The 438-nt window shown below is 38.6% G+C and carries 1 protein-coding gene; it reads right to left on the reverse strand.

Going from position 1 to position 438, the window contains the following annotated elements; all coding sequences use genetic code 11:
- Positions 1-369 (reverse strand): TonB-dependent receptor plug domain-containing protein (locus GBI16_RS18545; protein WP_151707645.1); only part of this gene is annotated, 369 nt, incomplete at its 3' end.
- Positions 370-438 lie beyond the last annotated feature (69 nt).

Genomic DNA, 438 nt, shown 5'->3' on the forward strand with positions numbered 1-438 from the left:
CAAGCCGTTACGGATCATTGTGGCACCTAAATTGGGATCGGTACTAAAACCGCGGAAAGAGTAATTATCCCAAAAGCCACCACCGAAACTGTTTTGATGAAAAACCCCGCTCACTAAGCTTAATGCATCATCAATCCGTTGCAAGTCTTGCTTTTGCATTATTTGTTTAGAAAGATAAGCACGGTTAAAAGGGACATCTAAAACATCGTGAGTAAATTTAGTTGCCGAGCTATTTTGACTCACACCTTCTTGGGTACTTTCAGCCTGAACACGTATGGTCTCAAGTACCGTTGACGTTTCCTCTCCCCAAGTGAGTGTCGATATAAATGATAGACCTAACGAAGACAACAATCCTAATTTGTGTCGCATAAATAATCAGCCATAAAAAGACAAAAGGAATTAAATGTAATAGTATAACGTTACATTATTTTGTTGATT

The sequence above is a fragment of the Acinetobacter sp. TUM15064 genome (genome assembly GCF_008980265.1).
Taxonomy (GTDB): domain Bacteria; phylum Pseudomonadota; class Gammaproteobacteria; order Pseudomonadales; family Moraxellaceae; genus Acinetobacter.